The following is a 26,065-nucleotide window of genomic DNA, read 5'->3' as shown; positions in this document are numbered from 1 at the left end:
TCAGTAACAATCCGTTTCTTGTCAGGTTATGGCGGCCAGGAATGAAATGCAAACCGCGTTGTGTGATGCAAGCCGCAATTGCGGCGATGCCTTTTTCGCGCCCTATACCGGCACGCGGCGGCTAATCTCCACCACCTGATCGCTGGGCAGGTAGTAATAATCCGTGACGTGCATGCCGTTGCGCACCATCAGCGCGAACAGGTTGCGCTGCCAGGATGGCAACCGGTCGTTCGCTTCGCGGCGCACCACGGTCTCGTGCCCGAGATAGTAGGTCGCCTCGTCGAAGTTCAGACCGGATTTCTGCGCCTCGACGTGCTGCAACAGCTGCGGGATGTTAGGCCGCTCCATAAAGCCATAGCTGGCCACGCCGCACCAAAAGCCCGGCGACAGCTCGCGCATTACCAACCGTTCAGCATTCGAGACCCGCGGCTCATTGACGATGGCAATGGTGAGCGCCAGCACGTTGGCGTGCAGCGAACCGTTGCGCTTGACCTGCCATTTCATCACCGGCGGCGTCCCCTGCAGGCTGCGAGTCAGGAATACTGCGGTGCCCGGCACGCGCGGCACGGATTCGCGGCGGATTTTCTCCAGGAAATCCTCTACCGGCACTGTCGTTTCACCGAGGGTGCGCGCGGCCGCCAGCACCCCGCGATGCCAGATCAGCATCACGGTATAGACCGCGGCGGCCAACAGCAGCGGGATATAACCGCCCTGCAGCACTTTAGTCATGTTGGCCGTCAGGAAGCTCAAATCGACCACGAAGAAACCGCCCGCCACCAACAGGCTGGCGATCGGCCCCCAGCGCCACACCTCGCGCATGGCGACGAACAGCAGGCCGGTGGTCATGATCATGGTCAACGAGACGGCGATGCCGTAGGCGGCGGCCAGATTGTCCGACGATTTAAAGAACACGGTCAGGAACAGCGTCACCACCATCAGCAGCCAGTTGATGGCGCCAATGTAGATCTGCCCGTAACTTTCCTCGGTGGTTTGCCTGACCCGCAGCCGCGGCAGCCACCCCAGTTGGATCGCCTGCCGGGTCATGGAAAACGCACCGCTGATGATCGCCTGGCTGGCGATGATCGTCGCCAGCGTGGCCAGGATCACCAGCGGGATCAGCAGCGCCGGCGGGCATAAACGGAAGAAGATGTTCTGCGTGACATCGGCGCCGCTCAGGATCAGCGCGGCCTGACCGGCGTAGTTAAGCAACAGGCTGGGAAAAACGATGCCGAACCAGGCCAGCCAAATCGGCCGTTTGCCGAAATGCCCCATATCGGCATACAGCGCTTCGGCGCCGGTGACGCACAAAAACACGCCGCCCAGCACCAGGAAGCTGGTCAGTCCGTTGGAGAACAGAAAGTGAATGCCGTAGAGCGGGTTCAGCGCCAGCAATACCGCCGGATGCTGGATGATGCCCCACACGCCCAACGCAGCGATCGACAGGAACCACAGCGCCATGATCGGCCCGAACACGCGGCCGATGCGCGCGGTACCCAGCGGCTGAATGGCGAACAGACTGAGCAAAATCACCACCGCCGCCGGCAGAATAAAGGGCTGCGACGCCGGCAGCACGATGTTCAGCCCTTCGAGGGCCGAGAGCACCGAGATGGCCGGCGTGATGGCGCCGTCGCCGTAAATGAGCGCGGCGCCGAACAGGCCGGCGAACAGCACCAGCGGCCGGGATTTTCGCTTGCTGACCAACAGCGACATCAGCGCCATGATGCCGCCCTCGCCGCGGTTGCCGATGCGCATGGCGAACATGGCGTATTTGAGAGAAGTGACGATCACCAGCGTCCAGAATATCAGCGACAGCAGGCCAAGGATCACCGGCGCCGAAGGCGCGTCGCCGGAGAGAAACAGCACGGTTTTCAGGGTGTACAGCGGGCTGGTGCCGATATCGCCGAACACCACGCCCAATGCGCCCAACGCCAGCGGCGCCAGCCCCGTCTTATTCACGGTTTCCGTATCATTGCCGACAGACATCTGCTCGCTCCTTGACGTTGCGCTGAGAGTGGGAATTATTGTCACTTTGTGGCCGTCGCGCCACGTGATCGGCAAGTTAAGCATAGCCGTCATCTTCGCCAGTGACAGCATCGCGCGTTGAAGCTTCAGCAATCATCGCCGGTGAGCAACGGTTTAAAAACGCCCACCCCGGAGGGCCTATTACTTTCCTGTTGGCGTGGCGTGCGTCGTGGGAAAGTGAAATGAACGTCCGGCTCCCCCCTGTTTCCGCCCGGCGTTACGCGAGCCGGCTCTCATCGGCTTCGCGGCGCAGCCACTGCCGCAGATTTTCGCCTTCCTGCGACAGCTCGCTATCCAGTCGAGCGCACAGGTAATAATCGCGGCCGTCGTCGATCGGCAGATCGAACATTTTAATCAACTCACCGCTTTCAAGGTACTGGGCGATTAACGGTTCACGCATCAACGCGCACCCTAACCCCGCCTGCACCGCCGCCAACGTCAACAATCCGTCCTCAAACATCGGGCCGATACTGCGCAGCGGGCGCTTGACGCCGGCCTGCTGAAACCATTGCATCCAGGTATTGCGCTCCTCGTCGTGCAGCAGCGGCAGCGTCGCCAGCTGCTCCGGCGTATCGAGCAAACCATGCAGTTTACTGAATGCCCGGCTGCACACCGGCACCATTTTGCCGGACATCAGCTTCTCGCTGCGATAGCCGGTCCACTGCCCGACCCCGAAGCGGATCGACAGGTCGGCGGCGTCGCTCAGGTAATTGCGGTGGTTGGCGTAGACCACATTGATGTCGATATCCGGATTTTCGCGCAGGAAACCGCGCAGCCGCGGAATGAACCAACCCATGCCGAACAGCGGGATCAGGCTGATGGTCACCTGCCGCGACGCGGATTGCTCGCGCACGTGTTCGGTCGCCTGGCGCAGCACGTTGAACGCCGAGCGAATCGAACGGTAATATTCCCGCCCCTCGCTGCGCAGCACCAGGTTACGCCCCTGCCGTTCGGTCAACGGCATCTGCAAAAATGCCTCCAGCGTTTTGAGTTGATGACTGACCGCCGAAGGCGAAATCATCAGCTCGTTAGCCGCCGCGCTGATGCCACCCAGGCGCGCGATGGCTTCGAACGCCCGCACGGCGCGCAGCGGCGGATCGTTCGGCAGCATCGGCAATGGCTCATCGTACTGTTCTGTTTTTTTCATATATTGACTGTTTTTGGGAAATCGACACTGAAGGAATGGATTCAATATACATAAAAATCAACGCATTAAAATCACTCGTTTTTTGTATAAGAAAGTATTTTTCCGTATTTTACAATTTTTTTAAATTCTCTACTGTGACCCTCCTAACTCATTATCTCCGGACTCTCTCTATGGATACGCTGGTACAGCAAACCGTCAACGGTTTGATGCTCGGCAGCATCTATGCGCTGATCGCGCTCGGTTACACCATGGTGTACGGCATCCTGCGCATCATCAATTTCGCGCACGGCGACGTGCTGATGGTCGGTGCGCTGAGCGCGCTGTCGGCGATAAGCCTGTTGCAACACCACTTTCCCGCGTTACCGCCGTATGCCACGCTGCTGCTGGCGGCCCTGTTCGCCATGGCGGTCTGCGCCATCACCTCGATGGCGATCGAGCGTCTCGCCTACCGCCGGTTGCGCAATGCACCGCGCCTGGCCCCGCTGATCAGCGGTATCGGCGTCTCGCTGCTGCTGCAAACCCTGGCGATGCTGATCTGGTCACGCAATCCCCTGATGTTTCCGCAGCTGCTGCCAATGACCCCCATCACCCTGACCGCAGGCAGCGGCGGGCATGCGCCGGCGGTGATCACCGGCACGGCGATCGTCACGCTGGCGGTGGCCGTCGCGGTCATGGCCGGCTTATGGCTGCTGGTCGAACACAGCCGTTTCGGCCGCGCCATGCGCGCCACGGCGGAAAACCCGCAGGTCGCCGGCCTGATGGGCATCAGTCCTGACCGCATCATCGTTCTGACCTTCGTGCTCGGCGGCGCGCTGGCGGCGGTGGCCGGCATCATGATGGCCAGCAACTACGGCAACGCCGGTTTCTCGATGGGCTTTCTGCCGGGCATCAAGGCGTTTACCGCCGCCGTGCTCGGCGGCATCGGCAACCTGCGCGGCGCGATGCTCGGCGGATTGCTGCTGGGCCTGTTCGAATCGCTGGGCACCGGCTATCTCGGCGAGCTGACCGGCGGCGTGTTCGGCAGCAACTACCAGGACGTGTTCGCGTTTCTGGTGCTGATCGCCGTGCTGGTCTTCCGCCCCTCCGGGCTCTTGGGCGAACGCATCGCCACGCGCGCATAAGGACATCACCATGACCGTTTTGACTCCTCCCGTTCCTCTGGCCACGCCGCGCCGCGCCAGGCTGGGGCTGACGCTGTTCATTCTCGCGCTGCTGCTGGCGCCCTGGGTGGCGGGCGCCGCCGGGGGCAACTACTGGGTGCGGGTCGTCGACTTCGCCCTGCTGTACCTGATGCTGGCGCTCGGGCTGAACATCGTGGTGGGCATGACCGGGTTGCTGGACATGGGCTTTATCGCCTTTTACGCCGTCGGCGCCTATTTGGCCGCGCTGCTGTCGTCACCGCATCTGACACAGCAATTCCCGCTGCTGCTGCAGTGGTTCCCCGACGGGCTGCACCTGTCAATGCTGGGGCTGATCCCGCTGGCGGCGCTGCTGGCGGCGGCGTGCGGCATCCTGCTCGGCGCGCCGACGCTGCGGCTGCGCGGCGATTATCTGGCGATCGTCACGCTCGGTTTCGGCGAGATCGTGCGTATTTTGATGCGCAATCTCGACCGCCCGGTCAACCTCACCAACGGCCCCAAAGGCATTTCCGGCATCGATCCGGTCAGCCTGTTCGGCCTGAAGTTTTCCGGCATGCATGAGTGGTTCGGCGTGCGTTTTTCCGGCCTGTACCTGTATTACTACCTGTTCGCCGCCCTGCTGCTGGCGATCCTGTTTATCAGCCTGCGGCTGCAGAACTCGCGCATCGGCCGCGCGTGGACGGCGATCCGCGAAGACGAGGACGCCGCGCGGGCGATGGGCATCAACACCCGCAACTTCAAGCTGCTGGCCTTCGCCATCGGCGCCGCCTTCGGCGGCGTGGCCGGCGCGCTGTTCGCCGCGTTTCAGGGCTTCGTGTCGCCGGAATCGTTCACCCTGCAGGAATCGATCGCCGTACTGGCGATGGTGGTGCTTGGCGGCATGGGGCACATCCCCGGCGTGATCCTGGGCGCGCTGCTGCTGGCCGCCCTGCCGGAGCTGCTGCGCAGCAGCATGGGGCCGCTGCAGCAGGCGCTGTTCGGCCAGGTGCTGATCGACCCGGAAATCATTCGCCAACTGTTTTACGGCCTGGCGCTGATCCTGGTGATGCTGTATCGCCCGGCGGGCCTGTGGCCGGCCCGCCACGCACGGGGGAACGCCGCATGACGCCGCTGCTCACTTTACACCATATCAGCAAACGCTTCGGCGGCCTGACGGCGGTGGATGACGTCAGCATGAGCATCCGCCAGGGGGAAATCTACGGCCTGATCGGGCCGAACGGCGCCGGTAAGACCACTTGCTTCAACCTGATCACCGGCCTGTATCGCGCCGACGCGGGCGAGTTCCGCCTGGCGGGCCAGCGCTATAAACCCCAGGCGATCGACAAAGTGGCGCAGGCCGGCATTGCCCGCACCTTCCAAAACCTGCGGTTGTTCAATGAAATGAGCGTGCTGGAAAACGTGATGGTCGGCTGCCACGTGCGCACCCGCAACGGCCTGTGGGCGGCGATCGCCCGGCACCGTCGCGCCAGGGAGGAGGAACAGGCGGTGCGCGATAAATCTCATGCGCTGCTGGAGTACGTCGGCATCAGCCAATTCGCCCATTACCGCGCCGGCGATCTCGCCTACGGCCATCAGCGGCGGCTGGAGATCGCCCGCGCGCTGGCGACCGAGCCCCGGTTGCTGGCGCTGGACGAACCGGCGGCCGGCATGAACGCCGGAGAAAAAGTGGCGCTGCGCGAACTGCTGCTGCGCATCCGCGACAGCGGCAAAACGCTGCTGCTGATCGAACACGACGTCAAGCTGGTGATGGGTCTGTGCGATCGGCTGACGGTGCTGGATTACGGCAAAGCGATCGCCGAAGGCGAACCGGCTCAGGTGCGGCGCGAACCGGCGGTCATTCAAGCCTATCTGGGAGGCGGCGCGCATGTCTGAAGCCCTGCTGAGCGTTAAACGACTCAAAGTGTCTTATGGCGGCATTCATGCGGTCAAAGGCATCGATTTCACGGTGAGCGCCGGCGAACAGGTGACGCTGATCGGCGCCAATGGCGCGGGCAAAACCTCGAGCCTGCGGGCGCTGACCGGCCTGCAGCCGTTTGAGGGCGACATCCTGTTCGACGGCCGTTCGATTCGCGGCATGCCGCCGCACCGCTTGCTGCAGCAAGGGCTGGTGATGGTGCCGGAGGGACGCGGCATTTTCACCCGCCTGACGGTGCGAGAAAACCTGCAGCTGGGTGCCTATGCGCGGCGTGACGCATCGGCGGTGCGGCAAGATTTCGAACGCGTGTGCGCCACCTTCCCACGGCTGAGCGAGCGCCTGCATCAACCGGCCGGGCTGCTTTCCGGCGGTGAACAACAGATGGTGGCGATGGGCCGCGCGCTGCTCAGCCGCCCGCGGCTGCTGATATTGGACGAACCGTCGATGGGGCTGGCGCCGATTGTGGTGGAGGCCATTTTCTCGGTCATCAAGCAGTTAGCCCGTGACGGCGTCACGCTGCTGTTGGTCGAGCAGAACGCCCGCCTGGCGCTGGCGTCCACCGATCGCGCCTACGTATTGGACAGCGGCAGCCTGAGCCACAGCGGCCGCTCCGCCGACATGCTGGACGATGAAAAAATCAAACGGATCTATTTGGGTGAATAACCGTTGTTACCTTTAACCGCACCAGGAGTATGACATGCAGCAGAACATTCGCATCAAGCCGTTGGCGCTAGCCGCCATGACAATGATCCTGAGCCTCCCGGCGCTGGCGGACGACACCGTGTTGATCGGTCTTGCCGGGCCGCTGACCGGCCCTTCCGCGCGCATCGGCAAAGATCTCGAAAACGGCGCACGGCTGGCGATCGCCGATGCTAACGCACAGAAACCGACGCTGAACGGCAAACCGGTCACCTTCAAGCTGGTGTCCGAGGACGATCAGTCCGACCCGCGCACCGCCGTGGCCGTGGCGCAGCGTTTGGTCGACGAAGGCGTCGCCGGCGTGGTCGGCCACTGGAACACCGGCACCAGCATCCCGGCGGCGCGCATCTATCACGACGCCGGCATCGCTCAGGTGGCGCCGGTGGCGACCGGTCACGGCTACACGCAGCAAGGTTTTGACACCAGCTTTCGCGTGATGGGCCACGACGACGACGGCGGCAACTACGCCGGGCAATATGCGGTGAAGACGCTGAAAGCCAAGCGCATCGCAGTGATAGACGATCGCACCGCTTTCGGCCAGGGGCTGGCGGACGAGTTTATCAAATCGCTGCAGGCCCAGGGCGTGCAGCCGGTCACCCGTGAGTATGTGGATGACAAGACCGTTGATTTCAGCGCCGTACTGACCACCGTCCGCAGTAAAAACGCCGATCTGATCTTCTTTGGCGGCGTGGATTCGCAGGCGGCGCCGCTGGCGCGCAAACTGAAACAGCTGGGCATGAACGCGCAGCTGATGGGCGCCGGCGGCTTCGTCAGCCAAACCTTCCTGACGCTGGCGCAGCGGGAAGGCGAAGGCGTCGTCGCGCTGGAGCCGGGGCTGCCGCTGGAACAGATGCCGGGCGGCAAGGCGTTTGAACAAGCCTACCGCGATCGTTATCACACCCACATCGAACTGCATGCGCCCTTCGCCTACGACGCCACCCGGGTGCTGATCGCCGCCATTGAGCAAGCCGATTCGGCCAATCCGGCCGATTATCTGCCGAAACTGCGCGCCATACATTACCAGGGCGTCACCGGCGACATCGCCTTCGATGCGCAAGGCAACCTGCAACAGCCGAGCTTCACCCTGTACCGGGTGGTTGACGGCAAATGGCAGCCGCAAACCGTGTTGGGCGGCGCCAAGTCACAATAAATCAAGAGGAGCAAGGCGATGAGCTGTGCAAAAAACGAATTGGGCATTTTGGCCCGCAGAAAGATCGAGGCGGAGATCATCAAGCCGATCTACCAGATTCTGGTGCGTGAAATCGGCAAGGCGCGCGCTCAGGCGGTAATCGGCGAAGCCATCGAGAATGCCGCCATCGAGGCGGGCAAACAGTTCGCCGCCCAGGAACCGAACGGCGCGGATCTGCGCAGCTTCGCCGCCTTGCAGTACCTGTGGGAAAAAGACGATGCGCTGCGCGTCGAGGTGATCAATCAGGACGCGCAGCACTTCGACTATAACGTCACCCGCTGCCGCTACGCCGAGATGTATCACGAGATGGGGCTGGGGGAGATCGGCCACCTGCTCTCCTGCGCTCGCGACAGTCAGTTTATCGTTGGCTATGCCCCTGACGTCGACCTGCAGCGCAGCCAGACCATCATGTCCGGCGCCCCCTGCTGCGATTTCCGCTACACCGCTAAAACGCCGGGAGAAGATCAATGACGTATCGAGTCAACGGCGAGCGCCTGTGGCAAAGCCTGCAGACGATGGCGCAGTTCGGCGCCATCGCCAATAACGGCGTCACCCGGCTGGCGCTGAGTGAAGAAGATCGGCAAGCGCGCGATCAGCTGCGCGCCTGGGCGCTGGAGGCGGGTTGCACCGTACGCGTCGACAAAATGGGCAACATGTTCCTGCGGCGTGAAGGCGCTCGCCCCGAGCTGGCGCCGGTCGTCACCGGCTCGCACGGTGATTCGCAGCCCCGCGGCGGCCGTTTCGACGGCATCTACGGCGTGCTGGCCGGATTAGAGGTTATTCGTACCCTTAACGATCGGCAGATCGTCACCGAACGCCCGATTGAAGTGATCAACTGGACCAACGAAGAAGGCGCGCGCTTCGCGCCGGCGATGATCGCCTCGGGCGTGTTCGCCGGGGTATTCGACCTGGAATACGGCCTGACGCGCCGCGACGAGCACGGCGTCAGCCTCGGCGACGCGCTGGAGCGCATCGGCTACGCCGGCGAGTATCCGGTGGGCGGTACGCCGATCCATGCCGCCTTCGAGTTGCACATCGAACAGGGGCCGATTCTGGAAGCGGAGCATCTCGACATCGGCGTAGTCACCGCCGCACAAGGGCAGCGCTGGTATGAACTGGAGGTCGTCGGCTTCAGCGCCCATGCCGGCACCACGCCGATGGATCGGCGCCGCGACGCCCTGCTCGGCTTTGCGGCGCTGGTCACGGCGGTCAACCGCATCGGTTGGGATTTCGCGCCCGACGCGCGCGCCACGGTGGGCATGGCGCAAATCACCCCCAATTCGCGTAACGTGGTGCCGGGGCGCGTCTTTTTCAGCGTCGAATTCCGCCATCCGCAGGAGGCTATTCTGGCGCAGATGGAGCAGCGCCTACTGGCGGCGGTAAACGAGGTCAACGGCGGCGGCCTGGCCGCCCGGGCCGAGCGCATCTTCCAGTATCCCCCGGTCGCTTTCGATCGGGGCTGCATCGACAGCGTGCGTCACGCCGCGCAGGCATTGGGCTATCGCCATCGCGACATGATTTCCGGCGCCGGCCACGACGCCTGTTACCTTAACCGCGTCGCCCCGACCGCCATGATTTTCATTCCCTGCGTGGACGGCATCAGCCACAACGAGCGGGAAGATATCACCCCCGCCTGGGCCGCCGCCGGCGCCGACGTGTTGCTCAACGCTCTGCTGGCGCACGCCGACGCCTGATCCTCGCCCCGGTTTGGCGCCGGGGCAAAAAATATTCAACAAAACGGTTGAATATTAGCCTGCCTGATCTATATTCAACCATATGGTTGAATTATCTTCCTCACAGCTGGACGCCATTTTTCATGCGCTGGCCGACCCGACCCGCCGCTCGATGTTACGCGCGCTGGCCGGCGGTGAACGCAGCATCGGCGAACTGGCCGCGCCGTTGCAGATGTCGTTCGCCGGCGCCTCCAAGCACGTGAAAGCACTGGAACATGCGGGCCTGGTGCAACGCACCGTGCAAGGAAGAAACCATATCTGCCGGCTCGAACCCGAGCCTATGGCGCAGGCCATGCACTGGCTGCAAACCTATGAACATTTCTGGACTGAACGGCTGGATGCGCTCGAACAGGCGCTGCTGCAGCCCGAACAGCTTCCTCCCAAGGAGTGAACCATGAATGATTACGGCATGATTATCGAACCCGGCACGCTGCGCATCCAGCGGCTGCTGCCCGGCCCCATCGAGCGGGTGTGGGCTTACCTGACCGAATCCGACAAGCGCGCCACCTGGCTGGCGGCCGGCGCCATGAAGTTGGAAAACGGCGCGCCGCTGGAGCTGGAGTTTCGCAACTCCGATCTGGCGGGCGAGCACGAGCAACCGCCGGCCAAGTACAAACAGCACGGCGGCTGTGTCAGCAACCGCGGCCACATCACCTGCCTGTTCCCGCCGCGCCTGCTGAGCTTTACCTGGGCCGAACAGGATCAGGGGCGCCCTTCCGAAGTGACCTTCGAGTTGACGGAACAGGGAAACGCGGTGCTGCTGACGGTCACCCACCGGCGCCTGGCTAACCGCGACGAGATGCTCAGCGTCGCCGGCGGCTGGCATACCCATCTGGATATTCTGCTGGATCGCCTGCACGATCGGGCGCCGCAGCCGTTCTGGAGCACCCATGCCCGGCTGGAAGAAGAGTACCGCGCCCGCCTGTAATTACGACTCGTCCCTGCGCCTGAACGCCAGATAACCGGCGATCAGCGTGAAACTGCCGACCAGCAACACCAGCAGGATAAAACCGTGGTGATTGCTGGCCAGCGGTATCCCTCCGACGTTCATGCCGAAAAAACCGGCGACGATGTTGATAGGCAACGCCAGCACGGTGATCACCGTCAGGGTGTAAAGCGTGCGGTTATTCTGCTCCATCAGTTTGGCGCCCAGCTCTTCCTGCAGCAGCCGAATGCGTTCGGTCAGGCTGGCGAGATCGTTCAACACCACGGTGAACTCTTCGGTAAACTGCCGCAGATCCTGCACCACCTCACGGCTCAGCCAGCTCGGCGGCCGGTTCAACAGGCGAAACAGCGCGGCCGGCTCCGGCGCCAACAGGCGCTGAAAGCGCAATAGCATGCGGCGCATGCGCCCCAGCTCGGCGCGGTTGCGTTTAACGCGGCTCGTCAGCAGACGATCCTCGATGGTATCGACATACTGGTTGGCCTGCCGCACCACCTGCTCCAGCACATCCTCCTGCTCTTCCAGCAGGTGCGCCAGCAGTTCGGTGGACGACGCCAGCTGCAGCGCCGTCAGGCGGCCCAGCAACCGCTCGATCAATCGCACCGGTTTATGACGCACGGTCACCACCAGCCCACGGCGGCAATACAGCCACAGCGTCGCCGTTTCCGGGTTGTTGTCTTCAGGGTGGAAGATCACGTCGTTGAGCACGGCGAACAGATCGTCACCCTGCCGCTCGATGCGGGTAGTGTGGGAACCGTGGCGAATTTCGTGAAAGAAAAAATCGGAAATGGCGAAATGGTTTTTCAGCCACTTCTCCGCCGCCGCGTGGTTGAGATTGAGGTGCAGCCAGATAAAACCGTCGCCGGGCGACAACGTTTGGTAAGCCAGGCAAACCTGCTGCGAGTTCAGGCGCGCCGGCGGCTCGCCGGAGCGAAACGCATGGCCGTAGATCAGCCCGGTCACTTCATCATCAAAATCCAGCTTGTGCATCTTTTCCGCTGCCCTTTGCACCATAACGCCTTATCCTGCCTATTGCCGTTAGCCCAGATCGTCCACGCTGTTATAACAAGCTTTATCGCTCGGCGTTAATGATTTTCAACGCACTTGCTCATTAATATTTTCGTCATAAAAACGTCATTTCATTTTAAAAAATTTTCATCCCTTGCCCGTTCAGCAACCGCACAATGGCTAAATGAATATAGCGGCTGATACCCTCCATCATGCAAGACACATTCATTTAAGGAACACGCTCAATAAGGAGATAGCGACAATGAACAAGTTTATTACGGGAGGATGGAGCCAGTCTCTGGCTGGCCAACCGCATAAAGCGTTCGATGTCATGATGTACGGCATGGTAACCAACCTTGATGGCTTAACCACAGGCACCTCAGCCCAGCCAGGATGGAGCCCGGAAAAACAAAACAAACCCGATACGCTTCCCGGCTTTAACGGAAAGACGCTATGGGTTTACGGCGGCGGCGGATGCTCCCCACAGCAAAAGCCGGCCAATGAGGATGAAGTGTTGAGGATCGTCGCGGCCACGGTCGATCGGGGCTGGGATGGCGTCGATTTTGATGACGAATGCAATATGAACACCGAACGGGTCATCGAAGCCATGAAACGGCTAAAAGAGGCCGGGAAAGAGACCAGCTTTGGTTTTATTGCCGGTTATTCTTACAACCACCCCAATACGGAAAATGGCAACAAGCTCAACGAGAAAGTCAGAAAAATCATTCAATCAGACCAATGCGACCGCTTTATCCATTACTGTTATGCGGCTGCGATGTGGAGCAATGACGATATTCTCGCTAATGTGATCCCGGCATTAAAACAATCGTTGGCGAACGGGGCCGAAAATAAAAAATGCATTCTGGCCCTGACGACCAAAGGATTGACCGACTGGAATTTAAATTACTTTATCGATCAGGTTTTGGACTTTAACCTTGGCGGATTATTTATTTGGAATTACGCTAACCTGACGGATGAGCACGATAAAATTATCCAGCGCCGGCTAGGCAATTAGCGCAGTTCGATTTGTCGCCGCACAACAAGCGGCCGCATTCGCGGTCGCTTTATCAGCTAAAGAAAGGGCTATTCAATAAATCCCAGTTTAAACTGCGCCTTGCCCGCCAGCGACATCAGGCTCGCATCTTCAGGATAGGTCGCCAGCAGCGGGAAAAATACTGCGCCGCCGATAATGCTGCGGCGCTTTGAATCTGCCGGGCGCAGCCCCCAGATATTCTGGTACGTCATCGGCACGACCTGGCCGTCAACGAGCGCATTGCCGATATACAGCATGATATGGCCCGGAATGTAAACCAGCGTGGTGAAGGGTTTGCCATGATCTTTGAGATAGCGCAGCCGTTCACTGGTGTTCGCTTGAGCAAGATCAACCACGCGGGTGACCGCCTGTATCTGCGCGGCGGAATTTCTGGGAAGAAAGAGGCCAAAAGGCATCAACAGACTGCGCAGTTCGGCGGAGCAGTCATTATTGAAGTTATAGTTCCCCCAGCCATAAGGCCTGCCGCTCATTGACCGCATCAGTACGGCAAGATGTTCGGGCGTCATTTTCCACGGCATGGCGGCAAATTCCCCCTTCTTGACAACGACCCGGCGCATCTGTGCGCGGCCATCCTCTCGGCGTACCGGCACGGCGACCACAAAAAGGCCCTGTCGGTGACGGTAAAATGGCAGAATCGTGCCGTGGCGCGCCGTAAAATAAAACTGGCCGCCCGTTTGCACAGAAACCGGCTGTTTAATGAATGCCCCCAGATTTTTCCCCGCCAGCGCCAGCCATTCGGAGACAAACCGCTGATCCGCCGCCGCGATGTCTTCGCTATGCACCCAACCGATCACCGTAGGCGACATGACGTATTTCCAGCGTTTATCGCGGCTTTGCGTAATAACGTATACCGGAGTGCCGGGGCGGATAGACGAATCCTGCAAATTATCAAAGGGATAACCTTGTCCAGCCAGGCGAGGGTCGTCATAAGCCGGATCGTCCGTCGGCAGGATCCTGACCAGCGTCTCCCTGACCGCAATGCCTCGGGCCGAAGAATGATAAACCTGGCTAATGTCCGTAGAAGCGTTATCTCTGACTTGCTGTTTCCAGCGGTCGGTGTGAGTCCTGAAGTTTTCCCCCCAGGAGACACTTCCACGGCCAAGGTATTTATCCATTGCGGCATCACGGTGGCTTTCCGCTTCGCGGTTCAGGACGGCAGCGATGTAATGCGGATTCCAGGGGGACTCATCGTTCGGCCCCATGCCAAAATAGTGAGATTTGAGGGCGGAAAAATGACGTTGCTGCGTGGCGGCATCCATCACGGGCACCCGCCGCTGCGGGCCGGGCGGCAACCATTTATCGACAGACTGCGAATAGTTCCCCAGCGGGAACAGCGATTTGGTGGCATCGATAGGGGCTGTCGCCGTGGCGTCTTGAGGGGGCTGGCTGACCGGCGCGCTGTGGCAGGCCGACAGCAGCAGAAGAGTCATCAGGCACAGCGGTTTTATTCCATTAGTAGGCATACGTTATCAACTCCATGATAGGTTAAAATCCCTGCTTTATCCTGACGCGAAATTATTCGAATTGATACTTAATAACATCTGCGATTGATTTCCCGTTGAAGAAAACAAAGCCGGAGGCAACCCCATGACAGACGCCGACCGGATTTCCCGCCGCCGCACAGAATGCGATCGACCTTCCCGCCCTGCGCCGCCAAATCTGCTATCCTGCGGCTTTGCTTTCTGACAGGAGTCCTCCATGCGCCAACGCATCATTGTCTGCCCGCTGATTGAAAACGATAACGCCTTCCTGCTGTGCAAAATGGCCGCGCACAAGGGCGTATTTCCCGGCCAGTGGGCGCTGTCCGGCGGCGGCGTCGAGCCGGGTGAGCGGATAGAGCAAGCGCTGCGGCGCGAAGTGCGCGAAGAGCTGGGCCCCGCACTGATCCTCGAGCGCATCACGCCCTGGACCTTCCGCGACGACGTGCGCATCAAAACCTACGCCGACGGCAGCCGGGAACAAATCTACATGATTTACCTGATTTTCGACTGCCACGCCGCCAACCGCGACGTGACGATCAACGATGAATTCGACGACTACGCCTGGGTGCCGCGCGAACGCCTGGCGGACTACGATCTGAACGAAGCCACCCGCTTCACGCTGCGGCAAAAGGGATTGCTGTAACAGTTTGAGCGATTATCACCCTATTTTCTTCACATTTGCCGGGCAGACTCTTTTGATATTTTTTAATCACTTAGGGTCACTATTGCCGTCGCTATGCTTTTATTTCTCCCTGTTCTCCGTCTGTCCGTCCGGCGCTTCGGCGCCGCCGCCCTGTTCAGCCTGCTGTTCGTTTTGGCGCCCGCCCATGCCGCCGCGCCGCCATTGGTGTTGAATGCCAAATCGGTGCTGGTCGTCAATCAGCGTACCGGAAAAACGCTCTATCAGAAGCAACCGAACCGCGTGCTGCCGATCGCGTCTCTGTCCAAGCTGATGACCGCCATGGTCGCCCTGGACAGCAAACGCCCCATGGGCAGTCAACTCAAAGTCACCGCCGCCGATCGCGATCTGCTGAAAAAACCCATTCGCGGCTGACCATCGGCTCGGTGCTCAGCCGCCGCGACATGCTGCACATCGCCCTGATGTCTTCGGAGAACCGCGCCGCCGCGGCGCTGAGCCGCAGTTATCCCGGCGGGCGCAAGGCCTTCGTGGCGAAAATGAATCAGAAAGCGCGCGCCATCGGCATGAAACGCGCCCGTTTCTACGATCCGACCGGGCTAACGCCGCGCAACGTAGCCACCGCCAGCGATCTGCTGAAAATGGTCAATCACGCCTATCGCTATCCATTGATTCGCCGCTTCAGCACCGACAAGCAGCAGATCGTGCGTCCTGGCCGCGGCCAGCTGGTCTATCGCAGTTCCAACGGTCTGATCAACAACCCGGCCTGGAAGATCCAGCTGCAGAAAACCGGCTTTACCGACGAGGCCGGTCACTGCCTGGTGATGCGCACCACCATCAAAGGGCAGCCGGTGGTGATGATCTTGCTTGGCGCGCAGCCGCGCTACGGCCACTACCGTGACGCCATTCGTCTGAAGGCCTGGCTGGAGCGGTAAAATCGCGGCGCTTTACCGTTCTGCGCATATTCAAATCCGTTTTGGATCAATGGAATATCCTATCGCCAATCAGTATTAAGCCGCGCGCCGCCCGCATGGTATTTGTCAGGCATATCTGATGATGAAAGGAGCGGGAAAAATGGCTTATGCCTTGAGCATATTAGAAAAAAGTCCGATCGCCGACGGGGAAAGCGCCGCGCAGGCGCTGGCGCGCACGCTGCAGCTGGCGCAACGGGCGGAACGCTGGGGGTATCGGCGTTTCTGGCTGGCCGAGCACCACAACACGCCGCAGCTCGCCTGCCCGTCGCCGGAAGTGCTGATCGGCTACCTGCTCGGCCAGACGACGCGCATTCGCATCGGCTCCGGCGGCGTGATGCTGCAGCACTACAGCGCCTACAAGGTGGCCGAAAACTTCAACCTGCTGGCGGCGCTGGCGCCGGGACGCGTCGATCTCGGGGTGGGCAAAGCGCCCGGCGGGCTACCGCTCGCAACCCAGGCGCTGCAGGCGGCCCACGATCGGCAACGCAAGCCGGACTTTCCTCAGCAGCTGTCGCAGTTGACCGCCTATCTGAACGACGACGCCGAGCCCGGCCTGAGCGCCACACCGCTGCCGCCGCAGGGCGCGCAGCGTTTTCTGCTCGGTGCCAGTAAAGAAAGCGCAACGCTGGCGGCCGAGTCCGGCTGGGCCTTCGTGTTCGCCGCGCATTTGAACGGCAATCCGCAGGATATCCGCGACGCGCTGGAGCACTACGCCGCACACAGCGGCGGCCGCAAGGCGCTGCTGGCGGTGGCGGCGATCGTGGCCCCCAGCGAGGAACAGGCCGCGGCATTGGCGGCCGACATTCGGCAATACCGCGTGCACGTTGCCGGTGAGCAGAGTGTGACCGTCGGCAGCCTGGCGCAGGCGGAGAGTTTCGTGCAGCAGGCCGGCGCCACCGACTACCGCATCGAGCCGCGGGAAAGCCATATTCTGCTCGGCACCGCGCAGCAGGTGCATCAGCAACTGGCGCAGCTGCAGCAACAGTACGGCGTGGAAGAGTTCATCATCGACACGCCGATCGCCGAACCGGCCGCCCGGTTAGCCTCGCTGCAGTTACTGGCGGAGGAGAGTTTGACGCCGGCTTAGTTGATCGCCGCCGCCGCCCGCATGGCTTCGGACAGATCCTGTGCCAGCGGCGCCAACTGCGACGGCGTGACGTTCGCCAGGCTGACGCGGAGCGCCGGACCGCACTTCAGGCGAAAAGGTTCACCGCCCTGCACCAGCCACCCCCGCTGCGCCATCAGCTGCGCGGCGGCGGTTTCCGAACGCACCGGCACCCACAGATGCAGCCCTTCACCTACCGCCAGCGCCGTGTGATTCAACGCATTGAGCCGCTGGACCAGCTCGTCCCGTCTGGCCTGATACGCCTGTTGCGCCCGCTGCAATTGCCCTTCCTGCAAGGCTTGTTCCCACAGTCTGGCGGCGATCTGCTGCAAGATATGGCTGACCCAGCGTTCGCTGATGTACTGATCGGCGCGCATCGCCTGCAGCAAGGTCGGGCTGCCGCAGGCCAACGCGATGCGCAGATCCGGGCTGAGAAACTTGCTGAGCGACAGCACGTACAGGCCGCGATCGCCGTCGAACGGCAGATGCAGCGGCTGTTGCGACAACGGCCCCCAGAAATCGTCGACGATCGCCAGACACTGCGGATGGCCGCGCAGAAAACCTCGCCACTGCTGCGCACGTTGCGCTGAAAGCGAAGCGCCGGTCGGATTATGGGCGCGCGGCGTCAGGATCACCGCGTCGGCCGCGCCACTCTCCGGCAGCCGACAGCCCTGTTCATCCACCGCCAGCGGCAACGGCCGCAGGCGCAGGTGACGCAGCAGCGTCAATAGCGGCGGCCAGCAGGGATCTTCCACCCACACCGCCGCCCCAGGCTGGGCATGACAGCGCAGCGCCTTTTCCATCGCGTCCAACGCGCCGGAAAACACCGCCGGTTCCCCCAGGGCCACGCCCTGGCGCCCGAGCCACTCACGCCCGAGACCGGTCAATACCGGCAGGTCGCCGCTGATGTCATAGCCGTTTTGCTGAGGGAACACCTCCGCCGCGCCAAGCCTCAGCGCCGGCAGCAAAGCGGCATCCAGGTTGCCGCTGGCCAGATCGCACATCCCCGCCGGCACCTGGCGCGGCGCATAGGCCGCACTCACCGCCGCCAGCGGCGGCTCCAGCACCACCGTACCCGCCCGCCCGCGCGTCGCCACCAGGCCGGCATCGCGCAATCTGGCGTATGCGCTGGCCACGGTATTCGGATTGACCTCCAGCTCCGCCGCCAGCTGGCGTACCGGCGGCAACAGTTCGCCCGGCCGCAGCGCGCCGTTTTTGATGCGTGCTGCGATCTGCTCGGCAATCTGGACAGCGCCGCCGCCTTTTGCATACAATGAAGTCATACATAAATCCTTTTGTACTAGTTCAAATAAGATTAGCAGCTTCTGCGGCCAAAAGTAAGGGGTTCCATGGATAAACATTACGTGCTCGACATTCAGTATGCAGGAAAAGCCTTTGCCCGCCTGCAGCTGTTCACCCCGTGGGCAGCCGATCAGCTGGAGCAGGCCTGCGCGCTGTTCCCGGCCGCACAGGGTTATCAGGTGCAGCTCAGCCAGGTCAGCGAACGCCGCATCGTCTACCAGAGCGGCGCGCAAGGCATCACGGTGCTGGGCGAGTCGCTGGCGCTGATCCCCTTCACTCACGCTAGCGAGGTTAAACAATGAAAAAAGCCGTCGCCATTCGGCACGTCAACTTTGAAAACCTGGGCATCCTCGGTTCCCTGCTGTCACTGCGCGGCTATCAGATCGATTATTACGATGCCGGCCGCGATGATATTCGTGCTATCAATAATGAAGAGACCGATCTGTTGGTGGTGCTCGGCGGGCCGATCAGCGCCGCTCAGCACTTTTCCGGCGAGCAGCGGTATGATTTTCTCGACCATGAATTCGCGCTGGTCAAACAGCGCCTGGCGCAGCGGCGGCCGACCCTCGGGGTTTGCCTCGGCGCACAAGTGATCGCCCAGGCGCTAGGCGCTGAGGTTATTTCGCTCGGCGTGAAAGAGATAGGCTTCGCCCCGCTGACCACGCCGCCGGCGGAAGAGGAGTCGGTGCTGGCGCCGCTGGCCGACACGCCGGTACTGCACTGGCACGGGGATATGTTCATGATCCCGGACGGCGCCCGCTGCCTGGCCGGCACGGCGGTATGCCCGCATCAGGCCTTCGACTATCAGGGGTTCGCGCTCGGCCTGCAGTTCCATTTAGAGGCGGATTATCGCGATATCGAACGCTGGCTGATTGGCCATGCCTGCGAGCTGGAACTGGCCGGCATCGCGCCCCAGACCCTGCGCGACCAGGCCGCGCGCCACGGCGCGCAGCTGGAACAGCGCGCGCGGCAGGTGTTCGCGCGCTGGCTGGATAACAACGAACCAAGGAAGTAACTCATGCAACAGGCTTCACCTTTGCGGTCACCGTCTATCGACGTGATCAGCATTCAATCTCAGGTGGTCTACGGCAGCGTCGGCAACGGCATCGCCTACCGCGCTCTGCTGAAAAAGGGACTGGAGGCGCTGCAGGTGCCCAGCGTGCTGTTCGGCTGCCCGCCCTATTACGGCAAACCGCACGGCGGTGTCATCTCCGGCGATTGGTTCGGCGGTTTTCTCGACGACCTGATCGCCCGCGGCGTCATGAAGCGCGCACGGGCGGTGATCGTCGGCTACCTGGGCGACGTGATGCAGTGCCATATTCTGGCCAACTGGCTGCAGCGGGTGCGCTCGCTCAATCCGCAGATAAAAATCTATATCGATCCGGTGATGGGCGATTACGGTGAAGGGATCTACGTGGATGAACGCATCGTCAACTGCTATCGCTCGCCGTTCCTGCGGCTGGCCAACGGCCTGACGCCGAACGGTTTCGAACTGGAGCAGCTGTGCGGCCGGCAACTGAGCAGCCGCGAGCAGACGCAACACGCCGCGCAGGCGCTGTTGAACGACACCACCGAATGGGTGTTGGTCACCAGCGCGCCGGGCGTAGCGCAACACGAAGACGAAGTGGGATTGATGCTGGTCACCCGGCAGGAAACGCAGTGCTTTACTCATCCGAAGGTCAAATCGGCGGTCAAAGGCACCGGCGATTTGTTCACCGCGTTGCTGGTCAGCCATCTGCTGCAGGGCGCTGCGCTCGACGCGGCAGTGGTTGCCGCCGGCGATGAAGTGTGCGGCGTACTGGCCGAAGCGGCGCATTTCGGTTGGGAAGAGATCGGCAGCCTGCGGGCGTTAACCTAAACCCTGACCTGGGGCAGCCTGCTGCCCCACCTCTCCCGTCTTGATTGTTTACCGTGGCAATCATTCCGCTGTGAATTTGATTTATTACTCCGTCAATGATGCGCACAGTAATGATAAATTAATTCACTATATATAAAAGATTAAACAACTAATGATTAGTGCTATTTAAAACCATAACCACACTCAACACATTGATTTATTAAAATTAAAGCCAATAAGGAAATAGAAACCGCAAAAAACATTCTGTTTTTTTGATTTCTTAAACTATTCCTCTTCTTTTACAACGCCGTGATTTTATTGATTATCTGTTATGCAAGAATAAACACTTAATTTATTTTTATGTATGTGTTGCTTTTTTAAGCGCCATTGCTATTGTTGAATGTGAGTAAAACGCGGCGACAAAGCGATTCACCACCTCCTTTTTATACCATCCTGCGTATAAGGATCTGACTATGCCTATTAAAAAGTATGTCATTCTTGATAGCGCGCCCAAAGCTGTCGGCAATTCCGATTTTATTCTATTAGGGTTAAAGAGCGAAGGTTTTGCCAGAGGTTGTCCGATGTTATTTGGCGGCACCGCCGATGCTAAAGATGGCCCGGTCGATGGAAAAAATTTTGCGTTGAATGTAATAAAAAGAGAAACCTGGGAAGAAACCAATCAGAATATTGGCGTGGAACAGGTGGTAAGATATCAGGTTTACCCCAATGACATCAGTGTTTATACCAGTAAAGACTTCACTTTCACCGGAAAAGTGGCCATTGGCGGTGAGTTTGCCTGGATTCGAAAAGTGAGCAAAGGAAAAATCAAAACCTATTTTAAAAACAAACCCGCTGTCACTAAAGACATGTTTGCTCAAGAGCTTTACGCAATGACGCTGGATGTCGATATTGAACCCACCGATGCGGAGTTCGAACAGTATTTATCTTCAGATTGCCTGAGCGCCATTTACGCTTACTGTAAAGAAACCTGCAAATAACGTCTATTAAAACGATGGGCACGCCATGATGATGGCGTGCATCTCTGGCAATGCCATTAATTTATTGGGGCCGATATTATGCTCGCAAAAGATTATACGTCAGATGAGAAACGCATCGTAAAAAACGTTATCGACCGATACGAGAACAGCGGCGTATTTCTTATCGAGCCAGACGATCCGGTTTTAACCGAATTTTATGATATTCAATTAAAACTGGCCGGCGTCACCGCAGCCGCCGCACCGCAATTCAGCCAACTTTGGCAGCAGACGAAACGCGTCAAACGGGTAGCGGGCCGGATGAGCGAGGCCAACACCGGCGGCGCTCAGCCGGTGTACAGCATCGTCAGGCTGGATTCCACCGACGGTAAACGTTATCAAACCGACGCCATCGGTTCTCTGCCGGTTCAGGCGACCAATGTGACGCAAACCCTCGGCCTGTTCGACGGCGGCGCCGATAACGTCGGCAAGGTGGAATACAAAAGCGACTACGTTTACACGGCGGACTGCACCATCGGTGCCAGCGGTGACTATCCGCAAAGCCAGACCGGCGGCAGCTTTCCGGTTACGGTGATCTATACCTTCGCACAAACGGTCGGCCAGCAAACCGTTTACGGCGCCGAAATCGTCACGACGCAAAGCTACCCGAAAGAAATGATCAATGATTCCCCCAGGAATCTGTATAACCAGCGCATGATTAAGATTTGCCTGACGCGTGACGATGGCGACTGTGATTATCGCACCGGCTACGATCAGGACGGCACGGTTAAAGTGCCGATAAAAGGCAATATCACCTATTTTGGCAATATTGATCTCAGCAATGGCAAGCCGGTCAACGCCAGCAATACCATTTATCTTATCCGCACCCGCGCCGGTGGCGATCCGATCACCCCTTACGGCGGCTATAATATTTTTAATTCTGCCGCAACCCGAATCAGCGGGAATAATATCACCTGGGATCTTGACTGGCTGAAATTCAACCGCGTCGATTTTGAATCCGGCGAGATGGTTTATTACGTTTTTAAAATTACGCTTGATGTTGAAGGCCGCAGTATCGCCGCCTTTATTACTAACGCACCCAAAGAAAGCGATCCGGATCGCCGTCTGCTCAATACCGTACAAATCAAACCGATGCAGATTATTTATGGCTGCCTGGCAGAGGATACGTTGATTTTAATGCAGGATGGTACAGAAAAGCCGATCAATGCTCTCACGACGGATGAGTTCGTTATTTGCGGAAATAACCAACCCAAGCGAATTGAGAATATCACCACGGGGCAGGAGCAGCATTACATCGACATTACCGCCCGCGACCAGGCGGCACGTGAATATCGTATAAAAGCCAGCCTGGGGCACCCTTTCGTCACCGCAAACGGTATTTTTCTCGCCCGTGAATTGACCTCAGGCATGTGTCTTAAAACCCAGCACGGTGAGTGCGAGATTACCGCCATCTCTCTCCAGCCCGGTGAGTTAACCGTTTATAACCTGCAACTCGGCGCTGACTCTCCGCTGCAAAAAAACCAATGTGCCCTCAGTACTTTTTATGCTAACGGCGTGTTGGTCGGTGACGCGCTGGTTCAACACCTCTATGAAGACGAATATCACCAACGCCCAAAAAACGTGCTGAAAACGCTACCCGCCGAGTGGCACCAGGATTACCACAATATGATCAATGCAGCGGACGAATAATATCATGTATGAAGGCTATCCCGACTTCCAGCGCATTATTATCTGCGATGATCAACGTTTCGTCGCCGCGTATCGACAAAACGACGCCTATTATTTATATCCGCAGGCGCTCAGCATTCTGGCGGCCGACCCTTTGGCTTTCTCGCTGGATATCGTGCGTAGTTACAGTACCGATAGCCTCTACGGCTGGCTGAATTTCACCACGCAATTGCAGTTCGCCGGTGAACAAAGCCTGCAGGTATTTAAGCAACAGTATCCGGATTGCGCGGTGAAGGCGCTGCCGGTCTTGCCGGGCAGCCTGGGATTCGACGTGCCCATCGATTACCACAGCGATCTGTACGGCCGGCACTACGACACCACCTGGTATTCAGCACAGTGCAGTCAATTCATCATTCTGCTCAATGCGACAAGCACTCAGTTGATCGAGCGCACCCTGCTCGATGAGACGATAGGCTTCAACGCGCGTCTTGACGGTTTCGTCGAAGGCGTATCACCGCGTCTGGCCTACCGGGTGGAATTTGATGCCCGTGCGCTGATCCTGGCCCTGGCCGCCGGCGTGGAGGGCGCCCATGCCGTGGGCGATACCGGGATTGTCTTTCCCTACGACGGGCTGACCCTCTACCTCAGCCGCAACCTCACCCGCTTGCCGCTCGACATCGACCCACCGCCGCCGGCGAACGATCCGGCCGGCGATCTGCTGCTCAGCCAGGCTTTACTCGATCGGCTATACAACCTGTACGGTGCGCCGTCTGTCGGCCCCGCCGCCGGCAATATGGCACAGATCCTTCTGACGCCGCCCCCGCATGCCGGCCGGACCCGGTGCGATCTGGCCAATGTCGCGCTGACTCAGCGGCCGCTTTGCTTCACGCTGGATCCGTTCGCCGCCGCGCAGCAGATCGCCAAAGTTTCGCCCGATACCATTATCCATCGCACCACCGCACCGCCGCTGCCGGCGGGAGAGCGAGAGATCAACGTCTTTTACGCCTATCCGCTGGGGTTGCAATCCGGCGTTTCGATCGATATTCAGCTGACCGTACCGCTCGGCAATATCTACCCGATCGAGCAAACGCAAACGCTGGCGCTGCGGCCCGACCGCTCCTGGTTAACCTTCAAGTTTCACAACAGCGCGCTGGATGCACAGCCGTTTTTCTACCAGATCCGCGTGAATTACCCGCAAGACGGCGTTTACCGCACGCTGCCCGGCGAACAACGTCGCTGCGACGAGGATAACCTGGTACTGGATTACGCCGCGCTGCCTTGCCGCTTCCTGACCCTGTATCTCGACCCAACGTTCGCCCAACAAAGCCGACTTGGCGGCCTCTATCACTCCGCCGACTGGCGCCAAACGTGGACGCTCAGCGCATCGGCGCCCTATTTCAGCGCACCGATCCTGGGCGATCCTACTTTTGCCGAAGCGACCGCCTATTCGCTTTCCGGCGGCGGCGCCGTCCCGTTACCCGCCCCGATCGTGCAAAACGCCACCATCGGCGCCTACAGTTTTCCGCAGTTCGGCGCACAACAGGCGACGATCACCGTTCGGCTGCCGCCGCAGTTGCTCAGCGCCGTATTGAGTTTTCAGCCGCAGGACAGCGAGCGCACCAGCGAGCGCACTTTTACGCATTCGCAGCCGAGCTTCGTCTACAAATGGAACGTCACCTCCATTTTCGCCGCCGGCTTCCGCTACAAGACTCCCACTGGCCCCTGGTCGCCTTATGCCACCGGCGACCAAACGATCGATATCAAGGGTGATACACCATGACCGACGAATTGGATCCACAACGTACGTTGCAAAACTTCTTTCTTCTTGATCGCGCGCTGGCGTTTCACGACCAAACGCGCCCCAGCGGCTGTTACACCTACGGCAGCTATACGCCGCAGGTGGTGCAGGAAACGCCGGCCGGCAAGATCAGCTCGTTGCATTTGTTGACCAGCCCCGGCGGCGGCCTGGCGACTTTCATTGCACCGAAGCTGCCGGTCGACAGGACTGCGATCGAGGACTATATCCGCCGCCATTTCGTTCCCGCTCCGGAAACCATCACCCTGGAGCAGGAGGAGCTCCAGCAATCGCTGTGGCTGCACTTCGCGCAACGGCCGGCTACTGCCGCCTACAGCGTCGAATTTGAACAGTCAAAAATGGCGTTGACCCATGAGGAGTCTGGCCGGCTGGCGGGCGCGATCCAGGGAACAAAAGACCAGGTCTATTTTCTCACCCGCAGCCGATTCAGCGTCGACAGCCGCGTCAATGCCCGTTTGCAGGCCGATTGGGTCGAGTTTGTCACCCTGGCCTTCAACGAGCAGGCGCGGCAACCGGAAGCGATCGCCAGGCTGCTGAACCAACAAATCGACGCCGGCGTCGTCATTGTGCAAGCGCAGTTCGACAATGCGCCTTCAGAGCAGACGCAAGCTCGCGTTCGCCAGGCGTTGGTAAACACCGCCTCACTGCTGATTGCCAACACGCTGCGCAACATCTCGTCGCCAGAACAAATCCCCAACAAGCTGAATTACCAAATCGAATACGACGACACCGTCCCCCAGCGCTATCTGCTGGAGCAGCAACATGACATTGCTGAATTGCTCAATCGGCTGCCGGCCGACGGCATCATCTCCTTTACCGCTACGCCCCTGCCGGAACCCAGCAGGCCGGATAAGCCGATCGAGCCTCAACGCTGCACCGTCAGCCTGGGATTTGATCCGAAAGGCTTCAATATCATGGCGATAGAGCTGCGCTGGGCAGATCAACAGATGCCGATGACGTGGCCCAGCTTCCCGCCAGTGACGCTGGAAACGACAGCGACAGTGAGCGATATCGCACTCAAGGTGACCTTCGCCGATTACACCAGCTTCGAGAACCGGCTGGCGTGGCAGAACGCCATCGCGCTGACGCCGCAGGATGTGGGTTTCTATAGCCTGCTGTTCGACGCCGAGTCTCTGAAGTCCGAATTCAAAACGATCTCCGGCAGCGCCAGCTATCTCCCGGCGGGCCAGGGCAAGAAACAAAGCTTCACCTTCGCCTTTTCCGCCGCGCAGTGGCAGGCCACCTGGTGGATCAACGCCCATGCCGCCGGCCTCAACGGCCGGGTGGACTATCGCTGGCAAGGGAAAACGGCGGCGCTATTCCCCAAAAACTACGACTCCGGCCCCCTGCAGGCCACCACCGGCCCCATCAAACTGCAATACCACAAGTGACATAAACACG

At 60.0% G+C, this 26,065-nt stretch carries 24 protein-coding genes and 1 pseudogene; 20 read left to right on the top strand and 5 right to left on the bottom strand.

Annotated elements, in window-relative coordinates; translation table 11 throughout:
- Nucleotides 1-102 precede the first annotated feature (102 nt).
- Nucleotides 103-1,983 carry a potassium transporter Kup gene (locus tag ITX55_RS01665; protein WP_108680799.1) on the bottom strand — a complete coding sequence of 627 codons (1,881 nt, stop codon included), beginning with the start codon at nucleotides 1,981-1,983 and terminating at the stop codon, nucleotides 103-105.
- A 256-nt stretch (nucleotides 1,984-2,239) separates the two neighbouring features.
- On the bottom strand, nucleotides 2,240-3,169 hold the full coding sequence (locus tag ITX55_RS01660) for a LysR substrate-binding domain-containing protein (protein ID WP_033643182.1): 930 nt from the start codon (nucleotides 3,167-3,169) through the stop codon (nucleotides 2,240-2,242).
- 170 nt (nucleotides 3,170-3,339) lie between these two features.
- On the opposite strand from ITX55_RS01660, the gene ITX55_RS01655 reads away from it, so the two are divergent.
- The 9 genes from ITX55_RS01655 (at nucleotide 3,340) to ITX55_RS01615 (ending at nucleotide 10,772) form a co-directional block, all read left to right on the top strand.
- On the top strand, nucleotides 3,340-4,290 hold the full coding sequence (locus tag ITX55_RS01655) for a branched-chain amino acid ABC transporter permease (RefSeq protein WP_108680801.1): 951 nt from the start codon (nucleotides 3,340-3,342) through the stop codon (nucleotides 4,288-4,290).
- Between the two features lie 10 nt (nucleotides 4,291-4,300).
- Nucleotides 4,301-5,413 (top strand): ABC transporter ATP-binding protein, encoded by a 1,113-nt coding sequence (locus ITX55_RS01650; protein ID WP_047575093.1) that lies wholly within the window; start codon nucleotides 4,301-4,303, stop codon nucleotides 5,411-5,413.
- A complete protein-coding gene (locus tag ITX55_RS01645; protein ID WP_047575623.1) occupies nucleotides 5,410-6,180 on the top strand; it encodes an ABC transporter ATP-binding protein in 771 nt (256 codons plus the stop codon). The genes ITX55_RS01650 and ITX55_RS01645 overlap by 4 nt, the downstream gene beginning before the upstream one ends.
- The gene (locus ITX55_RS01640; RefSeq protein WP_033643186.1) at nucleotides 6,173-6,886 is read left to right on the top strand and encodes an ABC transporter ATP-binding protein; all 714 of its coding nucleotides are present in this window, start codon (nucleotides 6,173-6,175) and stop codon (nucleotides 6,884-6,886) included. The genes ITX55_RS01645 and ITX55_RS01640 overlap by 8 nt, the downstream gene beginning before the upstream one ends.
- Before the next feature lie 76 nt (nucleotides 6,887-6,962).
- Nucleotides 6,963-8,072 carry a branched-chain amino acid ABC transporter substrate-binding protein gene (locus ITX55_RS01635; RefSeq protein ID WP_346405209.1) on the top strand — a complete coding sequence of 370 codons (1,110 nt, stop codon included), beginning with the start codon at nucleotides 6,963-6,965 and terminating at the stop codon, nucleotides 8,070-8,072.
- Nucleotides 8,073-8,090: 18 nt separating this feature from the next.
- Entirely contained in the window at nucleotides 8,091-8,582 is a 492-nt protein-coding gene (locus ITX55_RS01630) for an L-2-amino-thiazoline-4-carboxylic acid hydrolase (RefSeq protein ID WP_033643188.1), read from the top strand.
- Complete coding sequence (locus ITX55_RS01625) at nucleotides 8,579-9,805, top strand: Zn-dependent hydrolase (protein ID WP_108680803.1); 1,227 nt, start codon at nucleotides 8,579-8,581, stop codon at nucleotides 9,803-9,805. The genes ITX55_RS01630 and ITX55_RS01625 overlap by 4 nt, the downstream gene beginning before the upstream one ends.
- Nucleotides 9,806-9,887: 82 nt before the next feature.
- Nucleotides 9,888-10,235, top strand: a complete 348-nt coding sequence (locus ITX55_RS01620) for a helix-turn-helix transcriptional regulator (protein ID WP_004938187.1) — start codon at nucleotides 9,888-9,890, stop codon at nucleotides 10,233-10,235.
- 3 nt (nucleotides 10,236-10,238) lie between these two features.
- Nucleotides 10,239-10,772 carry an SRPBCC family protein gene (locus tag ITX55_RS01615; RefSeq protein WP_016927616.1) on the top strand — a complete coding sequence of 178 codons (534 nt, stop codon included), beginning with the start codon at nucleotides 10,239-10,241 and terminating at the stop codon, nucleotides 10,770-10,772.
- Here ITX55_RS01615 and ITX55_RS01610 read toward each other — a convergent pair whose 3' ends face one another.
- Nucleotides 10,773-11,801, bottom strand: coding sequence for a transporter (locus ITX55_RS01610; protein ID WP_033643191.1), 1,029 nt, complete (start codon nucleotides 11,799-11,801; stop codon nucleotides 10,773-10,775).
- 256 nt (nucleotides 11,802-12,057) lie between these two features.
- Between ITX55_RS01610 and ITX55_RS01605 the strand changes: the two genes are divergently transcribed.
- Nucleotides 12,058-12,810, top strand: coding sequence for a hypothetical protein (locus tag ITX55_RS01605; RefSeq protein ID WP_033643192.1), 753 nt, complete (start codon nucleotides 12,058-12,060; stop codon nucleotides 12,808-12,810).
- 68 nt (nucleotides 12,811-12,878) lie between these two features.
- Here the strand turns inward: ITX55_RS01605 and ITX55_RS01600 are convergent, their stop codons facing one another.
- Nucleotides 12,879-14,279 carry an SH3 domain-containing protein gene (locus tag ITX55_RS01600; protein WP_370632577.1) on the bottom strand — a complete coding sequence of 467 codons (1,401 nt, stop codon included), beginning with the start codon at nucleotides 14,277-14,279 and terminating at the stop codon, nucleotides 12,879-12,881.
- Nucleotides 14,280-14,547: 268 nt separating this feature from the next.
- On the opposite strand from ITX55_RS01600, the gene nudI reads away from it, so the two are divergent.
- From nudI to ITX55_RS01585, 3 genes and pseudogenes are all read left to right on the top strand, one after another.
- The gene (gene nudI / locus ITX55_RS01595) at nucleotides 14,548-14,973 is read left to right on the top strand and encodes a nucleoside triphosphatase NudI (RefSeq protein WP_047575083.1); all 426 of its coding nucleotides are present in this window, start codon (nucleotides 14,548-14,550) and stop codon (nucleotides 14,971-14,973) included.
- A 93-nt stretch (nucleotides 14,974-15,066) separates the two neighbouring features.
- A pseudogene (pbpG, locus tag ITX55_RS01590) lies at nucleotides 15,067-15,902 on the top strand (D-alanyl-D-alanine endopeptidase).
- 139 nt (nucleotides 15,903-16,041) lie between these two features.
- Nucleotides 16,042-17,028: an MsnO8 family LLM class oxidoreductase gene (locus ITX55_RS01585; protein ID WP_033650312.1), complete on the top strand. Its 987-nt coding sequence runs from the start codon at nucleotides 16,042-16,044 to the stop codon at nucleotides 17,026-17,028.
- Here the strand turns inward: ITX55_RS01585 and ITX55_RS01580 are convergent.
- Nucleotides 17,025-18,329, bottom strand: coding sequence for an aminotransferase class I/II-fold pyridoxal phosphate-dependent enzyme (locus ITX55_RS01580; RefSeq protein ID WP_089191813.1), 1,305 nt, complete (start codon nucleotides 18,327-18,329; stop codon nucleotides 17,025-17,027). The two genes, ITX55_RS01585 and ITX55_RS01580, sit on opposite strands and share 4 nt — an antisense overlap.
- A 66-nt stretch (nucleotides 18,330-18,395) precedes the next feature.
- On the opposite strand from ITX55_RS01580, the gene ITX55_RS01575 reads away from it, so the two are divergent.
- The 7 genes from ITX55_RS01575 to ITX55_RS01545 all read left to right on the top strand — a co-directional run bounded on the left by ITX55_RS01575 (nucleotide 18,396) and on the right by ITX55_RS01545 (nucleotide 26,055).
- Nucleotides 18,396-18,650 (top strand): hypothetical protein, encoded by a 255-nt coding sequence (locus tag ITX55_RS01575; protein WP_033643198.1) that lies wholly within the window; start codon nucleotides 18,396-18,398, stop codon nucleotides 18,648-18,650.
- Complete coding sequence (locus ITX55_RS01570; protein WP_033643199.1) at nucleotides 18,647-19,363, top strand: glutamine amidotransferase; 717 nt, start codon at nucleotides 18,647-18,649, stop codon at nucleotides 19,361-19,363. The genes ITX55_RS01575 and ITX55_RS01570 overlap by 4 nt, the downstream gene beginning before the upstream one ends.
- A gap of 3 nt (nucleotides 19,364-19,366) precedes the next feature.
- Nucleotides 19,367-20,206, top strand: a complete 840-nt coding sequence (gene pdxY, locus ITX55_RS01565; protein WP_046898262.1) for a pyridoxal kinase — start codon at nucleotides 19,367-19,369, stop codon at nucleotides 20,204-20,206.
- Nucleotides 20,207-20,658: 452 nt separating this feature from the next.
- The gene (locus ITX55_RS01560; protein WP_108680807.1) at nucleotides 20,659-21,183 is read left to right on the top strand and encodes a hypothetical protein; all 525 of its coding nucleotides are present in this window, start codon (nucleotides 20,659-20,661) and stop codon (nucleotides 21,181-21,183) included.
- 78 nt (nucleotides 21,184-21,261) lie between these two features.
- Nucleotides 21,262-22,869, top strand: coding sequence for a hypothetical protein (locus ITX55_RS01555; protein WP_223084730.1), 1,608 nt, complete (start codon nucleotides 21,262-21,264; stop codon nucleotides 22,867-22,869).
- A 4-nt stretch (nucleotides 22,870-22,873) separates the two neighbouring features.
- Nucleotides 22,874-24,628, top strand: coding sequence for a hypothetical protein (locus ITX55_RS01550; protein WP_108682313.1), 1,755 nt, complete (start codon nucleotides 22,874-22,876; stop codon nucleotides 24,626-24,628).
- Nucleotides 24,625-26,055: a hypothetical protein gene (locus ITX55_RS01545; protein WP_108680811.1), complete on the top strand. Its 1,431-nt coding sequence runs from the start codon at nucleotides 24,625-24,627 to the stop codon at nucleotides 26,053-26,055. The genes ITX55_RS01550 and ITX55_RS01545 overlap by 4 nt, the downstream gene beginning before the upstream one ends.
- Nucleotides 26,056-26,065 lie beyond the last annotated feature (10 nt).

It is taken from the genome of Serratia sp. EWG9 (genome assembly GCF_019913725.1).
In the GTDB taxonomy this organism is placed as follows: Bacteria; Pseudomonadota; Gammaproteobacteria; order Enterobacterales; family Enterobacteriaceae; genus Serratia; species Serratia ureilytica.
Note: the sequence above shows the minus strand (reverse complement) of the source record. Positions and strands in the feature narration are given on the sequence as shown.